This is a genomic window from Levilactobacillus namurensis, assembly GCF_032197885.1.
Lineage (GTDB): Bacteria > Bacillota > Bacilli > Lactobacillales > Lactobacillaceae > Levilactobacillus > Levilactobacillus namurensis_A.
Map to the genome: position 1 here is coordinate 605495 of NZ_CP134159.1, position 17764 is coordinate 623258.

Annotated in this window: 19 protein-coding genes; 14 read left to right on the forward strand and 5 right to left on the reverse strand. The window is 53.8% G+C overall.

Annotation, left to right across the window (positions count from 1 at the left end):
- Positions 1-44: 44 nt before the first annotated feature.
- The 3 genes from RIN67_RS02655 to RIN67_RS02665 are packed head-to-tail and all read left to right on the forward strand — an operon-like array spanning position 45 to position 3494.
- Positions 45-998, forward strand: a complete 954-nt coding sequence (locus tag RIN67_RS02655) for a zinc-binding dehydrogenase (RefSeq protein WP_264999827.1) — start codon at positions 45-47, stop codon at positions 996-998.
- A gap of 38 nt (positions 999-1036) precedes the next feature.
- Positions 1037-1993 carry an ATP-binding cassette domain-containing protein gene (locus RIN67_RS02660; RefSeq protein WP_264999826.1) on the forward strand — a complete coding sequence of 319 codons (957 nt, stop codon included), beginning with the start codon at positions 1037-1039 and terminating at the stop codon, positions 1991-1993.
- On the forward strand, positions 1968-3494 hold the full coding sequence (locus tag RIN67_RS02665) for an ABC transporter permease/substrate-binding protein (protein WP_313826052.1): 1527 nt from the start codon (positions 1968-1970) through the stop codon (positions 3492-3494). Before RIN67_RS02660 ends, RIN67_RS02665 begins: the two co-directional genes overlap by 26 nt.
- Positions 3495-3552: 58 nt before the next feature.
- On the opposite strand, the gene RIN67_RS02670 is transcribed toward RIN67_RS02665, so the two are convergent.
- Positions 3553-4455 carry a LysR family transcriptional regulator gene (locus RIN67_RS02670; protein WP_264999824.1) on the reverse strand — a complete coding sequence of 301 codons (903 nt, stop codon included), beginning with the start codon at positions 4453-4455 and terminating at the stop codon, positions 3553-3555.
- Between the two features lie 115 nt (positions 4456-4570).
- On the opposite strand from RIN67_RS02670, the gene RIN67_RS02675 reads away from it, so the two are divergent.
- The 3 genes from RIN67_RS02675 to RIN67_RS02685 all read left to right on the forward strand — a co-directional run bounded on the left by RIN67_RS02675 (position 4571) and on the right by RIN67_RS02685 (position 6218).
- Positions 4571-5107, forward strand: a complete 537-nt coding sequence (locus tag RIN67_RS02675) for a flavodoxin family protein (RefSeq protein ID WP_264999823.1) — start codon at positions 4571-4573, stop codon at positions 5105-5107.
- A 20-nt stretch (positions 5108-5127) separates the two neighbouring features.
- On the forward strand, positions 5128-5628 hold the full coding sequence (locus tag RIN67_RS02680; protein ID WP_264999822.1) for a flavodoxin: 501 nt from the start codon (positions 5128-5130) through the stop codon (positions 5626-5628).
- A gap of 98 nt (positions 5629-5726) precedes the next feature.
- Complete coding sequence (locus tag RIN67_RS02685; protein WP_264999821.1) at positions 5727-6218, forward strand: hypothetical protein; 492 nt, start codon at positions 5727-5729, stop codon at positions 6216-6218.
- A gap of 48 nt (positions 6219-6266) precedes the next feature.
- Here the strand turns inward: RIN67_RS02685 and RIN67_RS02690 are convergent, their stop codons facing one another.
- Positions 6267-6719, reverse strand: coding sequence for a MerR family transcriptional regulator (locus RIN67_RS02690; protein WP_264999820.1), 453 nt, complete (start codon positions 6717-6719; stop codon positions 6267-6269).
- Positions 6720-6804: 85 nt separating this feature from the next.
- On the opposite strand from RIN67_RS02690, the gene RIN67_RS02695 reads away from it, so the two are divergent.
- The 6 genes from RIN67_RS02695 (at position 6805) to RIN67_RS02720 (ending at position 11532) form a co-directional block, all read left to right on the forward strand.
- Complete coding sequence (locus tag RIN67_RS02695) at positions 6805-7482, forward strand: dihydrofolate reductase family protein (RefSeq protein ID WP_264999819.1); 678 nt, start codon at positions 6805-6807, stop codon at positions 7480-7482.
- Positions 7483-7527: 45 nt separating this feature from the next.
- Entirely contained in the window at positions 7528-7998 is a 471-nt protein-coding gene (locus RIN67_RS02700) for a flavodoxin family protein (protein ID WP_264999818.1), read from the forward strand.
- A gap of 95 nt (positions 7999-8093) precedes the next feature.
- Entirely contained in the window at positions 8094-8951 is an 858-nt protein-coding gene (locus RIN67_RS02705; protein WP_264999817.1) for a hypothetical protein, read from the forward strand.
- Between the two features lie 266 nt (positions 8952-9217).
- Positions 9218-9673, forward strand: a complete 456-nt coding sequence (locus RIN67_RS02710) for a GNAT family N-acetyltransferase (RefSeq protein WP_264999816.1) — start codon at positions 9218-9220, stop codon at positions 9671-9673.
- An 18-nt stretch (positions 9674-9691) separates the two neighbouring features.
- On the forward strand, positions 9692-9943 hold the full coding sequence (locus RIN67_RS02715; protein ID WP_024747292.1) for a hypothetical protein: 252 nt from the start codon (positions 9692-9694) through the stop codon (positions 9941-9943).
- A gap of 116 nt (positions 9944-10059) precedes the next feature.
- Positions 10060-11532, forward strand: a complete 1473-nt coding sequence (locus RIN67_RS02720) for a hypothetical protein (protein ID WP_264999815.1) — start codon at positions 10060-10062, stop codon at positions 11530-11532.
- A gap of 55 nt (positions 11533-11587) precedes the next feature.
- Here RIN67_RS02720 and RIN67_RS02725 read toward each other — a convergent pair whose 3' ends face one another.
- Positions 11588-12961, reverse strand: coding sequence for a DHA2 family efflux MFS transporter permease subunit (locus RIN67_RS02725; RefSeq protein ID WP_313826051.1), 1374 nt, complete (start codon positions 12959-12961; stop codon positions 11588-11590).
- Positions 12962-13208: 247 nt separating this feature from the next.
- Here RIN67_RS02725 and RIN67_RS02730 point away from each other — a divergent pair, with 247 nt between their 5' ends.
- A complete protein-coding gene (locus tag RIN67_RS02730) occupies positions 13209-14564 on the forward strand; it encodes an APC family permease (protein ID WP_264999813.1) in 1356 nt (451 codons plus the stop codon).
- 49 nt (positions 14565-14613) lie between these two features.
- On the opposite strand, the gene RIN67_RS02735 is transcribed toward RIN67_RS02730, so the two are convergent.
- Positions 14614-15363, reverse strand: coding sequence for a DUF4811 domain-containing protein (locus RIN67_RS02735; RefSeq protein ID WP_264999812.1), 750 nt, complete (start codon positions 15361-15363; stop codon positions 14614-14616).
- Positions 15360-16805: an MDR family MFS transporter gene (locus RIN67_RS02740; RefSeq protein WP_264999811.1), complete on the reverse strand. Its 1446-nt coding sequence runs from the start codon at positions 16803-16805 to the stop codon at positions 15360-15362. Before RIN67_RS02740 ends, RIN67_RS02735 begins: the two co-directional genes overlap by 4 nt.
- A 137-nt stretch (positions 16806-16942) precedes the next feature.
- Here RIN67_RS02740 and RIN67_RS02745 point away from each other — a divergent pair, with 137 nt between their 5' ends.
- Positions 16943-17515 carry a TetR/AcrR family transcriptional regulator gene (locus RIN67_RS02745; RefSeq protein WP_264999810.1) on the forward strand — a complete coding sequence of 191 codons (573 nt, stop codon included), beginning with the start codon at positions 16943-16945 and terminating at the stop codon, positions 17513-17515.
- Positions 17516-17764 lie beyond the last annotated feature (249 nt).

Sequence of the window (17764 nt, forward strand, 5' to 3'; positions counted from 1 at the left end):
GATAAGTTAGGATTAGTATACAACAGAGTAAAGGAGATTAAAAAATGAAAGCAGTTGTGGTTTATCAACCTGGTGATGCCGACGTGTTGACTTACACGGACGTTCCGACGCCGCAAGTTAAACCCGGTTGGTCGCGAGTTAAGATCAAAGGTTTCGGGATTGTCCACTCGGAGATTTTTACCCGGGAAGGTAAGTCGCCGTCGGTCACCTTCCCCCGGATTCTGGGAATCGAATGCGTGGGGGTCATTGACCAGACCACGGACGCCCAACGGTTACCGGTGGGGCAGAAGGTCGTCTCGATGAATGGCGAGATGGGCCGCGACTTCGATGGGAGTTACGCTGAGTACGCGTTATTACCCAATGCGCAGATTCACCCCGTCACGACTAATCTACCTTGGGCGGACCTGGCGGCGGTCCCGGAGACCTACCACACGGCCTACCGCGCACTCTTACAGTTGCGGTTATCGACGGCGCAGACTCTGTTGATTCGGGGCGGCACGACGGGCGTCGGGTTGGCTGCCTTGAAGCTGGCCCGAGCCATGGCCCCGCAACTAACGGTCTTGGGAACGTCGCGGCGAGCGCTAACGCCTGACAAGTGGCAACCTTTAGGCTATGATGGCTTCGTGCAAGATTGCGCGCAACACCTCCAAACGGACCAGCCGGTGGACCGGATTCTGGATCTGGTGGGGGCAGCCACGGCGTTGGATTCTATGCAGCATTTGGCGCCGTGGGGCATTGCCAGCGTTACGGGCGACATGGGAAACGTGTGGACGATTCCCGACTTTGACCCGGTCACGGCGATTCCTAATGACCGCTACATGACCTCGTTTGCCAGTTACACCATTGATGAAGCCCAGTTGAATGACCTGCTTCGTCTGATTGAAGACCAGCACTTGGACGTTCACCCGGTCAAGGTCTTTGGCTTAGACCAACTCCCGGCAGCGCACCGCTTTTTAGAGCAGCAACGTCAGCCAGGAAAGGTCGTGGTCTTGCCTTAGGGCGGACTAAGAGCCGATGCTTAGAGAGGAGTTTGCGGATGATTACCTACCGAGACGTGGGGATGACCTACGGCGATAAGACGATTTTGAAAAATATCAATCTGACCATTGAGGATGGTGAGTTGTTTGTCCTGGTCGGGCCCAGTGGGAGTGGGAAGACCACGCTATTACGGATGCTCAACCAGTTAACGGTCCCGACTGCCGGGGACGTCTACTTAGATGACCGGAAGATTAAGACCTATGACGTACGGCAATTGCGGCTACACATGGGGTACGTGCTCCAGGACAGTTGCCTGTTTCCCAACCTGACCGTTGCGGACAACGTGACGATTCAACTCGAACAGCAAGGAGTCGGCAAGCAACAGCGCCGGGAGCGGGCCGCCGAATTATTGACGGAGGTCGACTTGGATCCCGACCAGTACGCGGACCGGTACCCCCACGAACTCTCGGGGGGCCAGCAACAGCGAGTGGCGTTGATTCGGGCACTGGCAACGGCGCCTAAGCTGGTGCTAATGGACGAATCCTTTAGTGCGCTGGATCCGGTCTTACGGCAAAAGGCTCAGGAATTAGTCCTGAAGCTCCACCAGACTTACCGGCCCACCATCGTCTTCGTGACTCACGACATGCAGGAAGCCCTGCGGATGGGGCACCGAATCGCCGTGCTCCATCAGGGTGAGCTCCAACAAGTGGGGACGCCCAGTGAGATCCTGCGGCACCCCGCCAACGACTTTATCCGCCAATTTTTCGGCAGTCGTCAGCCGCATTGGTGGCAGTTGGCCTACCTGGTGCAGTCGGGGCTCCTCGACCAGGTCACGGTGACGGACCAGTTACCGGTCCTCACCCAATTCAGTGACCTGATTACCCGCCTCCAGACGGTGCCCCAGTTGGCATTTCAGTATCAAGGGCAGGGCTACTCGGTGACGCGTGAACAGTTATTGACGTACTTAGGACAGGAAGGGAGTGGCACCGATGCACGCACTTTGGCAAACGATTAGCGACCAGCGCGGGGCCATTCTGAAGGCCTTCCTTCAACACATTGAGATTTCCTTTATTGCGCTGCTAATTGCCATGGCGATTGCGTTGCCTTTAGCCATCTGGCTGCGCAACCATCGGCGCTGGGGCGAAGTCGGCCTACAAGTGGCCGGGGTGATTCAGACCATCCCCAGCCTAGCCCTGTTAGGGTTGATGATTCCCATCGTGGGGATCGGAACGGTTCCGGCCGTGGTGGCGTTGACCCTGTACGCCATCATGCCGCTATATCAGAACACCTACGCGGGGTTAACTCAGATTGACCCGCAGTTAGAAGAAGCCGCCGTTGCGTTCGGCCTTTCGAAGTGGAAACGCCTGCAGCGGTTGGAATTTCCGTTGGCGTTACCCATGATTATCTCGGGGATTCGAATTGCCTTAGTCATGATCATCGGGACCGCCACGCTAGCGGCCTTTATCGGTGCTGGTGGTTTAGGGGACTACATCATGCTGGGGATTCAACAGAACAATAACCAGTACCTGGTCATCGGGGGTGTCCTTTCCGCCTTGCTGGCCCTCCTGTTCAGTGGCTTGCTCAAGTTTATCGGGTCATCCAAACGGCGCTTAACGGTCACCGGAGTAGTCGTGTTGTTAGGACTAGTCGGCTGGGGAGGCTACGCGGGGATCCAAGCCCTGCGGCCCCAACCCGTCCAGATCACGATTGCCGGAAAGTTAGGGAGTGAACCGGAGATTCTGATGAACATGTACAAGGATCTGATTCAGGCGGATAACTCGCAATCACAGGTAACTTTGAAGCCGAACTTCGGCGGGACGGCCTTTGTCTATAAGGCCCTCCAACGCCAACAGGTCGATATCTACCCTGAATTCACCGGGACCGTGTTGACCTCGTTGATCAAGACCAAGCAACAGACGCCTAAGCAGGCGGGGGCCATTTACCAGTTAGCCAAGCGTGAGCTGGCTTCCCAAGCCAAGATGAGATTCTTGACACCGATGAAGTATGAAAACGGTTATGATCTGGCGGTCACGCCGGAGTTCTCTCGGAAGTATCACGTGACTAAGTTGAGCGACTTGAAACGGGTCAACGATAAGGTCCACGCGGCCTTTGATCCGGACTTCTCCAACCAGCCGGATGGGTACTTGGGCTTGCAGAAGGCCTACGGGTTAGACTTCGCGAAGATCTCGAAGATGGAACCTAGTCTGCGGTACCAGGCCATCGCGAATCGCCGGGTCAACCTGGTGGATGGGTACACCACTGATCCGCAGGTTCAACAGTATCACCTGGTGATTCTGAAGGATGACCGGCACTTCTTCCCGCCATATCAGGGGGCGCCGCTGATGAACCAGTCGTTCGCCCGTGACCATCCCGACGTGGTCAAGTCGTTGAACCGTTTAGGCGGCAAGATTACGGCCGCCGATATGCGGAAGATGAACTACCAGGTCGCGGTCAAGCACCAGCAGGCCAGCACAGTCGCGCACCGTTACCTGGTGGCACATGGGTTATTGAAATAAGGTAAATTGCAAAAAGCACGAACTCATCACGGTTCGTGTTTTTTGACGTCTCTTGATTTTAGGGCGAAGATGGCGTGTCTGGTGAGTGGGGAGCGGTGGCGTCCAGTCGGTCCCATTGGTCTTGGAGTCGTTCGATGAGAGGGTGAAGCCGTCCCTGATGGCGGGTCAAAAAGGCGGCGTAGAACGGTTGATGGGCCAGCTTGTCCGTTAAGGGTTTGACGATCCGGTCTTGGGGTAGGCCCATCCCCCAGTCATCGGCCGGATTGGTTAGGTTGGTGGTGAAGAACGGGAGGCTGGAGTAGTTCAGAATCTCGCTGTAGACCTGAGATTGGTCTTGGTAGATGAACTTAGCGTCCGGCATCTGCTCTTGGTAGATGCGATGCCAGAAGCCAATTCCCTGAGGACTCATCAGCGTTTGGTCGTTAAGGTCCTTAAAGCGTAGCGTGGAGTAATGGGCCAACGGACTGTCGGCCGGGAGATTGACCGACATATTCTCGGTTCCTAGGAAGACGGAAGTGGTATCGAATGTGTCTAGGGGATGGTTGAGTAAGACGCAGGTGACCTGACCGTCAGCCAGCATAGCGGCCGCGTCAGTGGTTAGAAAATCAGGCCAAATTTTGACGTTGGGGGCTTTCAGTGCGCGCAGGACAATTAGGGGCCCCGGAGCGTTGGCCGCAATGGTCAAGGTAGCCTGATTTTGATTGAATTGTTGAACGCGCTGGGTGAAGTTGAGATTGCTGTTTAGGAGTTTCTTGGCTTCCCGGGCAGCGTACTTACCGGTTTCCGAAAGGTATAACTTATTGGGCGTGCGGATAAAGAGTTGCACACCCAACTGCTCCTCTAAGTGGCGCATGGTGTGCGAGATAGCGGGTTGGGTCACCCCCAACTGCTGAGCGGTTTTGGCCAAGGTGCCCACTTGCGCATAAGTGACTAGTGCCTCTAATAAGTGATAATCAATCATGGTGGCAACCTCCTAACGAGTATAAATCAAAGTTATCCTAGCATGAAGAATGGTCAATTTTCAAGTAGCTGATGGCCACCTATACTAGAATCATTCAGAAAGGAACGATGACAAAATGAAAATTGTGATGTTAACGGGAAGTCCTCATAATCCCGGGGCGTCAAAGCGCTTGGCTGACGCGTTTGAAACTGGTGCGCGGGAAGCCAATAACGTGATTTACCGTTATGATGCGGGGTTGCAGGGCATAGCGCAACCGCACTTCTTGCAACTCGAGAAGGCCCCCGGCATGGAAGTTGGGATTCCGGATAATGATGTGGTAGAAAACGAAGTGATTCCGCAACTCTTGGCGGCCGATGTGGTGGTCCTGGTCTCATCGTTGTATTACTTCGGCATCAACGCCCAGCTTAAGGCCGTGATTGATCGGTTCTACGACTACAATCACGAGTTAAAGGGCAAAAAATCGGTGGTTCTGGTAGCGGGTTATGGGACTCAAGAGGACCTCGGAGCCATTAAGTTACACCTCCAAAAGTTGCAAAAATACATGCGCTGGCCCAGTCTTGGTGACATTTACGCCGACGATTCGTGGAATCAACAGAAATTAGCCCAACACGTTCAAGCGGCGTATCATTTGGGCCAGAGCATTCATGCTTAGAATTGAAAGGAAGTTTTAAATTGACAAAGACGTTGGTCTTATATTTTTCAGCGACTAAAACCACGCAACGAGTGGCGGAACAGCTGGCCCAAAAACTAGGGGCGGATATTCATGAGCTCCGCGCCCAACAGCCGTATACGGCGGCAGACTTGAATTGGCATGATCCTAAGTCTCGGACGTCGATTGAACAACACCAACACGCTAGCCGGGTGGCGGTAGATCCCGATAGCTTACCGGACGTTAGCGGTTACCAGACGATTCTGTTGGGCCATCCCGTTTGGTGGGGAATTCCGCCACGGTTGATTGATGATACGATTGACCATTTGGACCTTAATGGGAAACGGTTAGCGGGCTTCGCCACTTCCGGCGGGTCAGACTATGGTCGCTCGCAGCAAAACTTAGCCAGAACGTTACGGGAAAATCAATCAACAGCGGAGCTATTGCCTGGAGCAGTGGTGATGAACGGTCGTCAGATCGACCAGTGGCTGCGTAAGATAAAGGTCACCGAGTCGTTGGGTTAAGGTGGTTAACGACTGCTAAATTGCGGGTTAAATTCTCCCAATAACTGTAATGGCGAGGGTATACTTAAGGTAAGCCAAAGCAGGGGGAGGTCATCGAAATGACAGGTAAAGCGGGCAAGATTGCGGTTGCAAGTATGTTGTTGATGATGTCATTAGGGGGAACTTCGGCGCAGGCGGCAGCGCAGACGCGCCAGGTCACGACGATTCCTAAGGTTTTACGGGGGACTTGGTACCATTACTATGGCAGTAATACGGACGGCTTGCGGAAAACGGTGATGACCAAGCACCATTACCGCTCCTACCGGGATGGCCATCAGATGCGGAACTTGACTCACGTGGCGGTGGTCCAGACCCGTGCGACCGGTAAGTGGCGGACCTATACGGTGATTGACCGCCGGGATCCGCAGAATAATTACCAGGAAAGTCACTTTGCGCTCCACCGGATGAAGGTGCGGGGCAAGCTGCAGTGGGTCTTGGTCCAGCCGCAACCGCTGAAGAGCTTGAAACCGGTGGTCCTGACCCGGTTTAATCCGGGGACCCAAAAGATTACGTTACCGACCACCACGTATCGCTTTTTACTGAACAATTAGACCAAAAGCAGCACGCTTCACGGCAATCGTGAGGCGTGCTGCTTAAGTTTAGGCAGGCGAGTTAGTTGGCAGGGCGGGCTGGTCGGGGATGACGGACGACAGGGACATGTTCTTTTGGACCAGGGCCTCGGTGCCATCAGCGGTGGCTTGATCATAGTAAGCACATTTGAAGTCGAGGACCGCGAGCGTCTGTTGCATTTGAGTGAGTTTTTGAATAAAGTTCTGCCGAATCTGGTGGAAGAACTGTTGGCGCTTGGCTAATGAGGCATCGCCCTCAGCCAACATCTGGGTGAACTGCTGAATTTCTTTGATGGAGAGACCGGCGAGCTTTAGGCATTCAATGATACGAATGATATCAATATCGGCTTGGTCGAACTGGCGAATACCGCTTGCTGATTTTTTCAGGTGAGGCAAGAAGTGTAACTTGTCGTAGTAGCGTAACGTGGAACTGGGGATGTTTAAGGCCGTTGAGACTTGGCCAATGGTATAAGTAGTGGACATGGTGACTCCTTCCCTTGACTTAAAGTTAACTTTAAGGATTATGATAACGGAAGCCTGATAGAAATCAAGAAAGAAGGACTTTATTTTGACCAAACCTTATATCATCTGTCACATGATGATGGCCGTCGATGGTCGGATCGATTGTGACATGACTGCCCAATTAACGGGTGTCGACCACTATTATGCGACCCTCAAAGCCATTGATGCACCGACTAGAATTAGCGGCCGGGTCACGGCTCAGACAGAATTGACGACGGGTGAGACGTTCAGGGTACCTGCGGGTGCGCAACCTGGTAAGCCAGGCTTTGCCAAGAACCAAACGGCCGCCAGCTATAACGTGGTTCTGGATACACGGGGGACACTCTTGTGGCCCAACGATGCGGGGCAAAGCCAGCCGCACCTGATCATCACCAGTGAACAGGCCAGTCAGGCTTACTTAGATTATCTGACGAAGCAGCAGATTTCCTGGATCGTGGCGGGGAAAGCCCAGATTGACTTGGCGCAAGCCATGAACGTCTTAGGGGATGAGTTTCACGTTGAACGCTTAGCCATTGTGGGCGGCGGTAAGATTGACGGCGGCTTTTTGGATGCCGGTCTGATTGATGAGATTAGCCTCCTGATTGGGGTCGGCGTTGATGGTCGGGTCCATCAGCCGACGGTCTTCGATGGTCGCCCAGCTGACCGTAAGCCGCTCCCACTTAAGCTAAAGGCGGTCCAGAGCTTTGATGATGGTGCGGTTTGGTTACGGTATTTAGCGCAGTAAAATCGCTAGTAACGAACTAGACTCAATGAAAGGACGGTAAACGATATGACCAGTAAAACTTTAGTTGTCTACTATTCTTGGTCGGGAACGACCAGGCGAGTGGCCCAAGTGATTGCCGCGCAGGCCGGGGCTGATTTGGTGGAGCTAACGGTAGCGGAGAACACCTTTCCGCGGGAGATGAACGCCACGTTTGAAACGGCGCAACGACAAATGGCAACGGGAAACTTGCCCGCGTTGACCAATTCACTGCCAGATTTGGGCCAATACGCCACGCTTTTGGTGGGCGGCCCTGTTTGGGGGGCGAAGGTCGCAACGCCAGTCCGTCGCTTCTTACAACAGCTGACCGGTTATGCGGGCGTAGTGGCCCCCTTCTACACGGATGCGGGAACGCCTGGCGATTATCAGCAGGATTTCGCCGGATTGGTATCGGGTCCACTGGTCCGCACGGGATTGGAAGCCCAACCGACGTTATCCCCGGAACAAGTGACGGCCTGGCTGGCGAAAATTAAGAACTAATCGAACCAGTAGCTGACGCTTAAATTTGTCATCAAACTGTTACCCACCCCTAATTGTTATTCGTGTAAAATAGATATTAGAGGAGGATGAGTGAAATGACTAAAATTTTACGTAGTGCCTTAGTGGCGACGGCCAGTGTCGCAGGGCTGTTCTTCGCCGGGACGACCGTGTCTGCCCAGGCTAAGACGGTGTTGCCCGGATCGGCTAAGAGCGCCTACTGGGGGAACCAGACCAGCTATGTGCGGCTAAAGAAGACCATGGACGTCGGTATTTTGAAGAAGTCGGGGAAGACCTATCGTCCACTGATCAAGAAGAAGGGCTCCCTGTTAGCCGTTCAGGGGATGGGTGGCGCCGCCAATGACAAGGACCAGGCGGGAAATATCGTGATCCGGGCCGCCTTCTCTTCGGGTGCGGTTCACTATAACCGGCAGAAGAACCTGAATTATCGCGGAAAGATCTCAATTCCGTTTACCAAGGCCAACTTCAAGTCGGTCAAGCTCAAGGCGCCGGACCGGACGTTGCTGTTCCAAAAGGGAACGGGCTTTAAGACTAACGGAAAGTATACGTTGAAGACCCCGTCAGCGTTCTACTTAACGCTGGATAACTATTTGCAGGCCTACAGCGCATCGGCAATGAAGAAGGTCGCACCAGGTGGTGGGGTCTACCAGATGACGGCCAACGAGCTGTGGAAACCGACGTATTCGACCAAGGTATCTAAGGTGACGGTTAAGGGCGCTAAGACCACGATTGACTACAAGAAGCCAATCAAGGGCTTGCCGAACAAGAAGGTTGCCAAGAACCATTACCGCTTGACCATCCAGAAGTTGAAGGGTAAGCATACCCAGCGGTTCTTCCCGGTCGATGACACCTACGACGCTCAAGGAACTTGGACCAACTACAAGGTCAACGGCAAGCGTTACTTTGTCGGGCGGTTTAACCAGGGCTTGGATTAAAGCCATTCTAGGGAAAACTCCCGGAATCAACTTGAGCTGAATTTGGTGGACGCGATTGGCCTGAGAGCACTCAGGCTGATGGCGTCCCTTTTGGTCCCGTGAGTTTAGCGGATGGTCAACCATCGGGAGATGATTTTTCACCGAAACGGCTTCAAAAATAGACCAGTTTGACGTATAATAGCTCTTCGTGTGACGCTTGAAGCATCCGCAGAAGTGGTTGGCATGAGCAACGCTAGGAAATCAATCAATCGGGAGGTTAACCTATTATGCACCTAAGATCCTACGAACCAACCGATTTACATGCGGTACGGCAACTCTTCCGGGAGACCGTTGAACGCGTCAACTGGCGCGATTATTCGCCAGAGCAGGTCGCCGCTTGGATCGGCAACGATGACCGGGTGACCCGGGACCGCTGGCAAAAGTCCCTTCTGACGCACCAGACCTTGGTGGCGGTAGAAGATGCGACGCTCTTGGGGTTTGCGGATATGACGGCTACGGGTTACCTGGACCGCTTGTACGTCCACTACGCCCATCAAGGCCGCGGTATCGCCCGCTCTTTGGTACGGACGTTAGAAGAACAGGTCGCCGCGAATCGGTATCAAACCTACGCCTCGATTACGGCACGGCCCTTCTTCGAACGGGAAGGCTACCGTCTGATTCGAGAAAATGTGGTTGAACGTGCAGGGGTGAACCTGCTAAACTTTGAAATGCAGAAAAATTAGAGAGAAAAGAGATTGAAATTGGCTAGTAAACCGGTAACGCAAAAAGAAATGATGCAGATTATTGCCCTGTTCCGTAAGTCAGGGTATAAGGGTGAATACGAAGACTTCCAACACGTCAGTGGCACTGACCGGGACTTCTTCGTGGTCATGAGTAATGAACAGGGAATCAAAGCCCTGTTCCGGGCCAGCTTAATGCTGAACGCCGTTGAATTTCAGTACGTGCTGGATGATAAGCACGTCTTTGTGGAGAATGGCGCCGAAGAGGCATAGTCATTTAGGGTCGACCGATTGGGGTCGGCCCTTTTTTGAAGACAGAATGTGAAATGCTGAGGGGTTTCGGGCAGATTATGGTAAGCTGAGGAAAACAACGCAAAGGGGTAAAAGCAATGGATAATCCAGTACAAATGGAAAAAATCTTTCAAGCGGTGTCCGCATGCGCTTCGGTGCGGCGACCTTTGCCCGCTAGAATTGATGAATTAGCAATGAAACGTGATGAGCGTCGGTTTAATCAACTCCTTAAGCAAATGGACGGTGATGATTCACCAGAAGTTCAAGGCGTGACCGATTTTCTGCTGAATCTGCAACGCGTCTTCTTTAACCGGGGGTTGACGCAGATTACGTCTGCGTCGATGGTCGACCTGATTACGGTTGGGTTAGTCGCTAGTGGTATGGCGCAAGAAGAATTACAAATGATGACGGGGATGGGGGGCTACCTGTTGCACGTTTTGGTCGAACAACGGGTCATTTCGGAGACCGATGGTGATATGCGGTTCTTAGAAGCCATTAAAAGGGTTCGGCCAGATTTAACCCAGACGCTTTCCTTCGCAGATGAGATTCCCGATGTTGGCGATAACTACTTCCCTGAGATGGTCCGTGAAGGCTTTTTCGCCAATTCACCCGTAATTCTTTGGGATGAAGAGCGCACGCCATTTTTCGTTCAACCAGATGCGGAAGTCGACTTTAACCAGTTTATTGAACAAGTCGCCGCTAAGCACAGCCCGCTGCAACTCTTGGCGGCGTACCGCCTGTTTCAAGGCGACGACTATGCCTATCAGCGAATCCTAACGGCTGACCACCCCCGGATCGGTGAGCCCAAGACTGAGCATTCAATGCGCTTCAATCTTATTTTGACTTGGACCTGGTTAGACACGTTACAACCACAGGCGATTTTGGCTGAATTGCGGGTCTACCGGCAGTTCCTGCGCTTCTGTCAAGACCGGGGCGTCTTGACGGCGCGGAAATATGCGACCCTGATGAAACTGGGGAATCAGGCAGCCATGGTGCAGTTGCAACCGGAGGAGTCCTGGTCATCAGTTAGTGAACAAGCCGGGATTGCCTTGGCCGATAAGGTCTTCACCAACCCCAACTACACCATGAATTCTGCGGCGATGGAGGCGGTATTGCGGAAGTTGGATTATCATCCCAAAGCTGTCTATCGTCGGCCCAACACGCATCCATTAGCCTTAGCTAAGGCATTGGATCAGCACCAATTGGACTTGGAACTCAAGCGGGCAACCCATAACCTCGACCAGATCAACGGTGAAGTCTCAGCGGACGATAACGGCGACCTTTCGCAGTACCGGGAGTTCGTCTTGGACTTACACCGCACCATGGTACAGACTTACCATCGTCGGTTGAACCGGTGGACCAAGGAAAGTTTGCAAGCGGCTTTGTGTGCTCAATTTCAGGCGCACCCTTGGACGGCGACCCGGCCGACCCTGTTGCGGTATCTGCAGGTTTACTTCTATTACCTGATAGATCAGGGCGCCATCAAGAACCCGGACGCCATGTTAGACACGTTGTTTGACAGCGTGACGGATTATTTGACCATCAGTGAAAATCAGTTGGCGACTGACTAATGACGAATAAAAATGGTGTCCTGCGCAGATGAGTGAGCAGGACACCATTTTTAAGTTAAGCCGTTTTCGTGTGGAACTGTGATTGAAGTTTGCGTGCTGTCAGAATCGCCAGAACCAATAGGAACAAGCAGACTAAGAATCCGGCTTCGATACCCAGGTGGCCGTTGCCCGGGAAGCTGCGGTTGACTAGGGCGACCACCGCAATGATGATGGCGGTCCCGAACGATGCGGCGACCTGCCGAATCGTGTTGAAGGTGGCCACGCCGTCAGGCACCATCTCGTAGGGCAGTAAGCCCAGCGCGTGGGTCTGGAGCGGAATCAACATGGTCACCAGGCCTAGTTGCCGAACGGCTTGGAATAGGGCCAAGACGACTGGCGAACTATTGGTCCCAATCAGCGCTTGTAAGAGGGTCCCGGCACAGTCGATGGTCAAGCCAATAGCGACTAGGCGCCGGACCGAGATGCGGTCGTAGAGGCGACCGCTTAACCGGGACAGGGTCCCGGTCAGTAACGCACCGGGTAAGATCACTAGTCCAGAGACCAGGGCGCTTTGGTGCTGAATCGTTTGGACCAGCAAGGGCAGGAGAATGGTGTTACCGTACATGGTGGCCACGATGAGCATGTTGACCAGCGTGGCGGTGACGAACTGCGCGTGACTAAAGACCTGCAGGTTGATCAGTGGATCGGTGTGGCCTAATTGGGACTTGACGAAGATTAGGCTGAAGATGAGGCCAACTAAGAGCAAGCCGCCGACCTGCCAGCTTAGGAAGTGGGCCGTAGAGATGTTGGACAGCCCCATCAAGATGCACCATAAGCCAATGATGACAAGCACAAACCCGCGAGAGTCGAAGTGTGGCGACTCGTTATGGGGAATGCGGGGCAGAATGATGATCGAGGCCACTAACGTGATCACGATGAACGGCACAATAATGATGAACAGGTAGCGCCAGGAAAGGTAGTCCAGGATGATACCGGAGACGGTCGGCCCAATAATGGGCGAGAAGTTGAAGGCCAGGCCGATGATTCCCATGATGGCACCTTTTTTGGCGGGCTTTGCGTAGCGAATGGCGAGCACGTTGACCAGTGGCATCATCATGCCGGCCCCGATGGCTTGAATCATGCGGGCAATGATCACCAGGATGAACTGGTTGCACAGCGCGCCCAAGAGGGTCCCGACTAGGAAGATGGCGGTGGCTAATATGTAGAGGTGGCGAAATAAGAAGCGTTTGATCAGGTAGGCGCTCACGGGAATCATCAGTGCGTTGACCAGCATGTAGCCGTTGGTCACCCACTGAACTTGCGCTTCGCTGACGTGAAACGCCGTCATTAACTGGGGGAGCCCAACGTTCATGAGTGTCGAGCAGAGAATCCCGAAGAACGTTCCGAAGACCATCACAATCAGGGAACGGGAGATACGTTTATTGGTCATGGGCCAAGTTCCTTTCTAAATAGTTGAAATGCGTAACTATTTCACCGTATCATACGCCGGTCGTTTGTCAACTCTAGGTGGCGAAATTGTGACCATACCGGTGCGAATTGACCGAACTAAGCGCCTGGAAGTCAGAAATGGAAGGAGGAATGGGAGTGCCTTGCGCAGCAGGTGGTGTTCAAATTGCAACCGCCTGGGGATTTCAGTATACTGACTTGGACACGCGATTTTGAGCATAAGAGAAGAGATGGATAGAGTGAAACAGGACACATCAGTTGAATTGAGCCGCTCACTGGGGCTGTGGTCAGCGTTAGCGTTGGTCATTGGGACGGTGATTGGTTCCGGAATCTTCTTTAAGCAGGCTTCCGTATTGCAATTGACGGGGAGTACGAGTTTAGCCCTGTTGGCCTGGTTATTAGGGGGGCTGATTACCCTAGCGGACGGCTTGACCTTATCAGAGATTGGGGCCCAGATTCCGCATACGGGTGGGCTCTACCAGTACATGAATCACATTTACGGTAAGTTCTGGGGCTTCATGTCCGGTTGGATGCAGGTCATCGTCTACGCGCCGGCCATTGTGGGCTCGATTGCGGGCTATTTGGGTCTGTTGATGGTTAACTTTTTCGGCATCAGTTCGGCCTGGAAGGCGCCCATTGCGATTCTGGCGATTACGTTGATTGCCACGTTGAATATGCTGCAGAACCGCTACGGGGCAACGTTTGCCATCGTGACCACGATTTGTAAACTGATTCCAATCGTAGCCATTGTGGTCTTCGGACTCTTTTTTGGGCATCAGAGTGGTATTGGCGAAACGTTGGGGAGCGTGCACCAGAGCATGGGCAACTTCGGGGTGGCCGTTTTGGCCACGATTTTTGCCTATGATGGGTGGATCTTGATTACCAATCTAGGTGGCGAGATCAAGAATCCGGAAAGACTCCTGCCCTTGGCGATTATCTTGGGGATTTCGATTATCATCCTGTTGTACTTAGGAGTAACCTACGGCATCTTTCGGTCCATGAGTGCACAACGGATTGACCAGTTAGGTGAGAACGCCACGGCATACTTTGCCACCAACGCATTTGGCGTGTGGGGCGGCCGACTGATTAATATTGGGATCATGATTTCGATTCTGGGGGCGTTGAATGGTAAGATTATGAGCTTCCCGCGGATCTATTACGCGATGGCGCACGAACGCCAACTGCCATTTTCCCAGTGGTTGGGACGCCTTCACCGGCAGACACAAACGCCGGTCAACGCCACGTTGGCCCTGCTGGGATTGTCGGCGGCGATGATTCTGACGGTGGACACGGACCGCTTATCGGAACTGTGTATCTTCGTGATGTACAGCTTCTACATTGCGGCGTTCGTGGGCGTCTTCATTCTGCGTCGGCGACATGCGGGTGGCCCGAAGTTGTTTCGGACGCCGGGGTATCCGGTCGTGCCCCTCTTTGCCATTTTAGGGACCGGCTTCGTGGTGGTCAGTGAACTGTTCTCAGACTTTGCGGGCGCACTGACGTCGATGCTGGTAATTGCCTTAGGGATTCCTTTGTACGCGTACTTGAAACGGTATTATCGCGGGAAAGATGATCGTGAGGTTTTGTAACTGAGTAACCGAAAAGGGCGTGGCCCGTGGGTCACGCCTTTCGTATCTTCTATTCTACGGGTTGCGCTTTGGCTTGGGCGATCAGCTTGGCTTTCAACTGCGGCAGTTGTTGCTGGGCCTGGGTGGTAGCCGCCCGAGTGGCGCGTTGCTTGATGGCTTGGAGTTGGTCGTCAGTCAGGCTGGGATTGGCTAACCGTTGCTCGGCGACGATTTGAGCCACGGTCCCGGCTAGGGTGTGCTTGGCGGTCCGGATTTGGTCGTCCGCTGCCCGGGCTAACCATTTAGACTGCCGGACGCTGAGAGTCTCCCAGCTCCGGGGCAGAATGAACGTGTTTTCCGTCTTGATGACTTCGTGGTGTTTACCAGTGTCGGAGAAGAGCCATCGCCAGATCCCCGGCCGGTACCGCCAACTGGTGGTTTTAGTCACCAGTGTCGGGGTCGCCGTGTTCTGGGGGCTGACCCGGTTGGTAGTTTTGAGGTCCGCTGCGGTATGGTGTTGCTGGCTAGATGTGGGTAACCGGTAGGCGTAGACCCGTTCCGTGGACGAGTGTTTCAAGGGCTGATAGACCAGTAAGTCGAGTTGCCGACTAGGAGAGACCGAGGCGATTTTAGTGGTCTTGGTGGTGGTGACCTGAACCATCCCCCAGTGCCAGTTATCGTTGCCAATCATCAGCAGGGCTGCGCCTAATAGGGTCAGACAACCTAGGGTTCCCCCGCCGATGCGCAGGGCCTTGGTGGGTAAGAGCAGGGCACCGAAGACGAACAGTAGGATACCGGCAAATAAAATGATCAGAATCATGCGACAGCCACCTCCCGGGCGGAATCTTTAATCAGTAAGGCAAACAGCATGTCCAGAATACCAAAGGCTGTGGCCACTAAGAAGGCGGCGTGGAACCCGGACATCGCGGCCTGGTAGCTCTGGTCCTGGAAGACCAGGGGTGCTGTGGTCAGTAAGGCGTGACTTGGCGCGGCGTTGGTCATGACGTTGGTGAGGACGCTCCCTAAGATGGCCGTGCCCATCGACGTGGTCACTTGACGTAGCGTACTGTTGACGGCGGTGCCGTGACTGAGTTGAATACCGGTCAGGTCCATGGAACTGGCAGCGGTGATTGGCATGGTCACCACGGCGACCCCAATCATCAGGATGGTGTAATCGCAGATGATGTAGAGGTAGGGCGTAGTCCGGGTCAGCATCGCGAAGGGCAGGGTGCCTAGCGTCAACAGAAAGGTCCCAATCATGGCGAGTTTGCGACCCCCCATCCGGTCGTACAGACTCCCACTAATCAGACTCACGATGCCGAAGACTAAGGCGCCGGGAAGAATCACAAGGCCGGAATGCAAAGGGGATAGTCCCCGCACCTGTTGGAGGTACATAGGGAGAACCACTTGAATCCCAATCATGGCGGTGTTGGACAAGGCCGTGACCAGCGAGGCGATGGTGAAGGATGGAATCTTCAATAAGCGGACATTGAGGAACGGCGTCTGTTGCGGCCATTCGTGCCGGGCGAAGAGGCCGATGAAGAGAACGCCGACTAGGATACCGCCAATTACGGTCGCCGACAGCCAGCCATTTTCGCCGACTTCCGAGAACCCGTAGAGGAGACTACCAAATCCGATAGTCGATAAGCCGATGGCCACCTTGTCGATTGGGGACTTCTTCAACGGAATCACGGGATGAATGAAGATCAGGGTGAGTACTAGAACTAGAATCACAGGTGGAATCATGATACCGAAGAGGTCCCGCCAAGTGGCGTTGTCCAGGATCCAACCGGACAGGGTCGGCCCTAAGGCGGGGGCCAGACCGATGACGATACCTCCCAGGCCCATCATGGATCCGCGTTTGTCGGCTGGAAAGATGACCAATAAGACGGTTTGAATCGTGGGAAACGTGATGCCGACCCCGATGGCTTGAATCAGGCGCCCGGTCAGAATCAGAGCGAAATTAGTGGCGGTGTAGCTGGTGATGAGCCCCGCCAAGAAGAACCCCAACGCCGCGAGGTAGATGATGCGAAGGCTGAAGTTATTGATCAGCCAGGCACTGATGGGAATCATGATGCCCATGACCAGTAGGAAGCCGGTGGTCAGCCATTGAACCGTCGAACTGGAGATGGAAAAGCGCGTCATCAGAGTGGGGTAAGCGGTGACCAGCATGTTGGTGGTTAAGGCGGTACAGAACGTGCCGCACATTAGCGTAATCATCAGCCAGTAACGGTTGATGGGTTTGCCATTGATATCGTGCATCGAAAGACCTCTTTTGCCTAAGTTTTGGATTAATCTAGGGTGAGTATAGACTGTCTTCTTCAGAAACTAAACTGATGCTATCAGTTTAATTCGGAATCCTTACTAGGTATAATGGGACCCAAAGGAGAGGGTGGCTTATGGTGAAGCGACGGACGTTAACTCAGGAAAAGGTCATTGAACACGCCAATCAGTTGATTGCGGCGCGTGGGTTGGACCACTTGACGATGCGGGAACTGGCCACGGACTTAGGGGTGCGCCCCCAGTCGATTTATAATTACGCACGAAGTCTCAACGATTTACTGGATCAGGTGGGGGTCCGTTTCGTTCACGAATTGGCCCAGCAACTGTTGCACGAGTTAGCAGGCGTGAGCGGAGATACGGCGTTGATGGTGTTCGCGCAGGTTTTTCGGCGGGCTTGCCAGCGCCAGGTACACTTGGCGCCAATCTTGTTGACTCCCAATCAGTTGGCGGAACTACCGCAGACTCACGCGGCGTTGGTCGCGTTGTATCGTGAAATGTTTACCAGTCTCCACCTCTTAGAGCATGCGGGAACGGCCCAGATGGCGGCCATCACGCTATACCGGTCGGCCCTCTTTGGGTTTATCATGCAGGAGTTAGGGGGCTTCTTGCGCTTGCCGCCGGATCAGGTGGATGAGCGGTTTACCCAGACCATGACCTTGGCGATTCGGCAGTTGCCGGTGAGGGGGTAGGGATGGGGGCCTCATGAACGCCTGATATGGCCCGATTAATCGTATTTTTTGGTCAGAGGTTGGAAAGGGAGTTGGCTTCATTGCGGGGGTGGGGTAAATTTTAAGATAGTAGATTTAGCGAAGGGAGGTCCTTGGTATCAAACCTTATACGGTCAATACGTTCTTTCCAACGGGTGATCCCGATGGCATCCGAATCGCGGACATTACCACGCGGTCGATTCGGGCGTTTTACATTCCCCGGAATTGTTT

What these genes read in the sequence shown, in the direction of transcription:
- RIN67_RS02720 (WP_264999815.1), top strand. Translation starts at nt 10,060, where the DNA reads ATGGATAATCCAGTACAAATGGAAAAAATCTTTCAAGCGGTGTCCGCA.
- RIN67_RS02670 (WP_264999824.1), bottom strand. Translation starts at nt 4,455, where the DNA reads ATGATTGATTATCACTTATTAGAGGCACTAGTCACTTATGCGCAAGTG.
- RIN67_RS02690 (WP_264999820.1), bottom strand. Translation starts at nt 6,719, where the DNA reads ATGTCCACTACTTATACCATTGGCCAAGTCTCAACGGCCTTAAACATC.
- RIN67_RS02655 (WP_264999827.1), top strand. Translation starts at nt 45, where the DNA reads ATGAAAGCAGTTGTGGTTTATCAACCTGGTGATGCCGACGTGTTGACT.
- RIN67_RS02665 (WP_313826052.1), top strand. Translation starts at nt 1,968, where the DNA reads ATGCACGCACTTTGGCAAACGATTAGCGACCAGCGCGGGGCCATTCTG.
- RIN67_RS02725 (WP_313826051.1), bottom strand. Translation starts at nt 12,961, where the DNA reads ATGACCAATAAACGTATCTCCCGTTCCCTGATTGTGATGGTCTTCGGA.
- RIN67_RS02705 (WP_264999817.1), top strand. Translation starts at nt 8,094, where the DNA reads ATGACTAAAATTTTACGTAGTGCCTTAGTGGCGACGGCCAGTGTCGCA.
- RIN67_RS02745 (WP_264999810.1), top strand. Translation starts at nt 16,943, where the DNA reads ATGGTGAAGCGACGGACGTTAACTCAGGAAAAGGTCATTGAACACGCC.
- RIN67_RS02710 (WP_264999816.1), top strand. Translation starts at nt 9,218, where the DNA reads ATGCACCTAAGATCCTACGAACCAACCGATTTACATGCGGTACGGCAA.
- RIN67_RS02735 (WP_264999812.1), bottom strand. Translation starts at nt 15,363, where the DNA reads ATGATTCTGATCATTTTATTTGCCGGTATCCTACTGTTCGTCTTCGGT.
- RIN67_RS02740 (WP_264999811.1), bottom strand. Translation starts at nt 16,805, where the DNA reads ATGCACGATATCAATGGCAAACCCATCAACCGTTACTGGCTGATGATT.
- RIN67_RS02700 (WP_264999818.1), top strand. Translation starts at nt 7,528, where the DNA reads ATGACCAGTAAAACTTTAGTTGTCTACTATTCTTGGTCGGGAACGACC.
- RIN67_RS02730 (WP_264999813.1), top strand. Translation starts at nt 13,209, where the DNA reads ATGGATAGAGTGAAACAGGACACATCAGTTGAATTGAGCCGCTCACTG.
- RIN67_RS02685 (WP_264999821.1), top strand. Translation starts at nt 5,727, where the DNA reads ATGACAGGTAAAGCGGGCAAGATTGCGGTTGCAAGTATGTTGTTGATG.
- RIN67_RS02675 (WP_264999823.1), top strand. Translation starts at nt 4,571, where the DNA reads ATGAAAATTGTGATGTTAACGGGAAGTCCTCATAATCCCGGGGCGTCA.
- RIN67_RS02660 (WP_264999826.1), top strand. Translation starts at nt 1,037, where the DNA reads ATGATTACCTACCGAGACGTGGGGATGACCTACGGCGATAAGACGATT.